At 43.4% G+C, this 3,263-nt stretch carries 4 protein-coding genes; 3 read left to right on the plus strand and 1 reads right to left on the minus strand.

Going from position 1 to position 3,263, the window contains the following annotated elements; all coding sequences use genetic code 11:
* Positions 1 to 114: 114 nt before the first annotated feature.
* A complete protein-coding gene (locus BIV59_RS22005; protein ID WP_071353597.1) occupies positions 115 to 966 on the plus strand; it encodes a YtnP family quorum-quenching lactonase in 852 nt (283 codons plus the stop codon).
* 65 nt (positions 967 to 1,031) lie between these two features.
* On the opposite strand, the gene BIV59_RS22010 is transcribed toward BIV59_RS22005, so the two are convergent.
* Positions 1,032 to 1,346: a PepSY domain-containing protein gene (locus BIV59_RS22010; protein WP_071353598.1), complete on the minus strand. Its 315-nt coding sequence runs from the start codon at positions 1,344 to 1,346 to the stop codon at positions 1,032 to 1,034.
* A gap of 175 nt (positions 1,347 to 1,521) precedes the next feature.
* Between BIV59_RS22010 and BIV59_RS22015 the strand changes: the two genes are divergently transcribed.
* On the plus strand, positions 1,522 to 2,595 hold the full coding sequence (locus BIV59_RS22015) for a M42 family metallopeptidase (protein ID WP_071353599.1): 1,074 nt from the start codon (positions 1,522 to 1,524) through the stop codon (positions 2,593 to 2,595).
* Positions 2,596 to 2,736: 141 nt separating this feature from the next.
* A complete protein-coding gene (locus tag BIV59_RS22020; protein ID WP_071353600.1) occupies positions 2,737 to 3,246 on the plus strand; it encodes a DUF84 family protein in 510 nt (169 codons plus the stop codon).
* The last annotated feature ends 17 nt before the right edge of the window (positions 3,247 to 3,263 follow it).

Raw genomic sequence — 3,263 nt, forward strand, 5'->3', positions numbered from 1 at the left:
TGCCGCAGGACGCGGCGTTCTTAGTCTTTGTTCCACTGAACAGGCGCTTCCACTTTTTTTAATATTTTTAATTGTTAATCATTAATGGTAGACTGGGGTAAAAGGGGGATGGTTATGGAAACGCTTCAGATTGGTGATATTACTTTAACTTGGCTGGATGGCGGGGTTACAAATCTTGACGGCGGGGCAATGTTTGGCGTAGTCCCAAAACCGCTTTGGTCCAAAAAGTATCCTCATAATGAAAATAATCAGATTGAATTAAGGACTGATCCTATTTTGGTCCAGGCGAATGGCCTTAACTTGCTGATCGATTCGGGAATCGGCAGCGGAAAGCTCTCTGAAAAACAGCGCAGGAATTATGGGGTCACGGAGGAATCCCGTTTGGCTGAAAGTCTGGGAAGTCTGGGTTTAAGCGAAGATGATATTGATTATGTGCTGATGACTCATCTGCATTTTGATCATGCATGCGGTCTTACCAAACAAGAGGGAGATGAATGGATTCCTGTTTTTAAAAATGCGAAAATTATCACTTCGCAGGTTGAATGGGATGAAATGAGGAATCCCAATATTCGTTCACGGAATACATATTGGCAGGAAAACTGGATGGCAATCAGGGATTCTGTCATTCCTTTTCAGGATGAAAAAGTCATCACAGAAGGAATAAAAATGGTTCATACAGGCGGGCATAGTGACGGACACAGTGTCATTTTGATGGAAAGCGGGGGAGAGCAGCTGATTCATATGGCAGATCTAATGCCGACCCACGCCCATGCTAACGTTTTATGGGTGCTTGCATTTGATGACTATCCAATGGATTCGGTCTTCCAAAAGCAAAAGTGGATGGGGCATGGACTTGAGAATGAAGTCTGGTACAGTTTTTACCATGATGCAATCTACCGTGCTGTTAAGTGGGACAAAAGCGGGAAGGAAATTCGGGAAGCTGTAAAAAGGGACCGCAAGGCATAATAAGGATGGGCAAAATATGGCTCTTAATGCCTGGCTATTAACCGCCGGCATAAGAGCCATAACATTCAGCTTTTTGGGATAAGGTCAAGCACGGTACCAGTTTCGGCATCAGCAACAAATTCAAACTGCTCCTGGCTGCCGTCTATATGTCTTGTAATGCCACCTTTATAAACTGTATAGTCAAGATTAAATTTTTCATAAGCTTCCGGCTTCATCAAAATCCAGGCTCCATAAATCTTTCCATCTTTTTTGACAAAATTCTTCACATTCGACAAAACCTTTTCAGGAGAAGGCTGCCCTGATTCATTCAATATCTGTTTAACAGCGAATCCTGCTGCAAACCCTGCGGCTGCACCTGCAAATAAAGATTTCCAATTCATATTGTTCCCCTCCGATTTTAGATGAATCTCTTTTAAGTATACAGAAATATGTTATGAATTCCTACTTATTGAAACATCATAGAGGGGAAAGCAGAAGATTTTAAATGGAAAGTAGCTTTAATTTTCTGTAAAATGGATACGTACCTAATAAAGTTGATAGTAAGGGGTAGAGGAAATGGATCATGAAACCTTATCAATGTTTAAAACCTTGACTGAGCTTCCGGGAATTGCCGGCAATGAGCATCAAGTCAGGAAGTTTATGCGTTCTGAACTGGAAAAATACAGTGATGAAATCATACAGGATAAATTGGGCGGTATTTTTGGCGTGAAAAAAGGAGATGCCAGCGGCCCTAAAGTAATGGTAGCAGGCCATATGGATGAAGTGGGCTTTATGGTTACTTCTTTCACAGAAAATGGCATGATCCGTTTTCAGCCAATCGGCGGATGGTGGAGCCAGGTCATGCTTGCTCAAAGAGTGGAAATCATTACAGACAACGGTCCCGTAATCGGGGTGATTGGATCGATTCCTCCGCATCTGCTTGAAGAACATCAGCGTTCAAAGCCAATGGAAATCAAGAATATGATGATTGATATTGGTGCAGATGACCAGGAGGATGTCAAACGGCTTGGCATTAAGCCCGGACAGGCTATTGTACCGATTTGTCCGTTTACACCTATGGCAAATGAAAAGAAGATCATGGCAAAAGCGTGGGATAACAGGTATGGCTGCGGCCTGGCGATTGAATTGCTAAAGGATCTGAAGGATGAAACTCTCCCGAATCTTTTATTCTCCGGTGCGACCGTTCAGGAAGAAGTCGGTCTGAGAGGGGCCCAGACTGCTTCCTATATGATTAGCCCTGATATTTTCTTTGCGCTTGATGCAAGCCCTGCAAATGATATGTCAGGCAGCAAAACTGAGTTTGGCCAGCTGGGTAAAGGCCCTCTCCTTCGAATTCTAGACAGATCTATGGTTACACATAAAGGAATGAGGGAATTTATTCTCGACACAGCAGAATCCAATGGAATCCCTTACCAGTACTTTGTTTCTCCAGGCGGCACGGATGCAGGTAAAGTCCACCTTTCTAAAGAGGGCGTTCCAAGCAGCGTGATTGGCATTTGTTCCAGGTACATCCATACACATGCATCTATGATCCATATTGATGATTATGCAGCAGCAAGAGAGCTTCTTGGCAAGCTAGTAAGAGCATGTGACTGGTCCACAGTGGAATCCATCAGGCAAAATGGATAAAAATAAGGTTTTAAAATGAGCCAGTGATTTAGGGCGTTAATTGGAAGCAGTTCAGGGAATCTTCTTTTAGAGGATGGTCCCCTTTATTATTTTCCCTTTAGCGTTTTTTCTTTGATTTTTAAGTTTTTGGAGTGATGAATCATGTTAAAGGTTGCAGTCGGCAGCAAAAATCCTGCAAAGGTGAAGGCAGTCGAGAAAGCTTATGAGAATATCGATATAGAAATTGTATCCCTTGATACAGCATCAGGAGTGGCAGCCCAGCCATTTTCAGATGAGGAAACGATAGAGGGAGCGATAAACAGGGCTAAGGCGAGCAGGGATCATTCTGGGGCAAGCATTGGAATTGGCCTTGAAGGAGGCGTTGTTCAGACGAAATATGGGTTGTTTGTCTGCAATTGGGGTGCCATGGCTGTGGGGCAGGAGGTATTTTTAGCAGGAGGAGCACGGATTTTGCTTCCTGAAAAAATTGCGGAAAGACTGAAGGAAGGGGCTGAACTTGGCCCTTTGATGGATGAATATACAAAACGGCCTGATATTAGAAAGAAAGAAGGGGCTATTGGGGTTTTTACTAATGAACGGCTGTCACGAAGTGAAATGTTTGAGCAAATTGCCCGCATGCTAATTGGCCAATATGAATGTAAGTATACATAAACAGAACGAGCCCGGGA

This window comes from Bacillus sp. MUM 13 (assembly GCF_001866725.1).
In the GTDB taxonomy this organism is placed as follows: domain Bacteria; phylum Bacillota; class Bacilli; order Bacillales; family DSM-1321; genus Peribacillus.

Coding starts and splice junctions, on each gene's coding strand:
- BIV59_RS22005 (WP_071353597.1), top strand. CDS start 115: ATGGAAACGCTTCAGATTGGTGATATTACTTTAACTTGGCTGGATGGC.
- BIV59_RS22010 (WP_071353598.1), bottom strand. CDS start 1,346: ATGAATTGGAAATCTTTATTTGCAGGTGCAGCCGCAGGGTTTGCAGCA.
- BIV59_RS22015 (WP_071353599.1), top strand. CDS start 1,522: ATGGATCATGAAACCTTATCAATGTTTAAAACCTTGACTGAGCTTCCG.
- BIV59_RS22020 (WP_071353600.1), top strand. CDS start 2,737: ATGTTAAAGGTTGCAGTCGGCAGCAAAAATCCTGCAAAGGTGAAGGCA.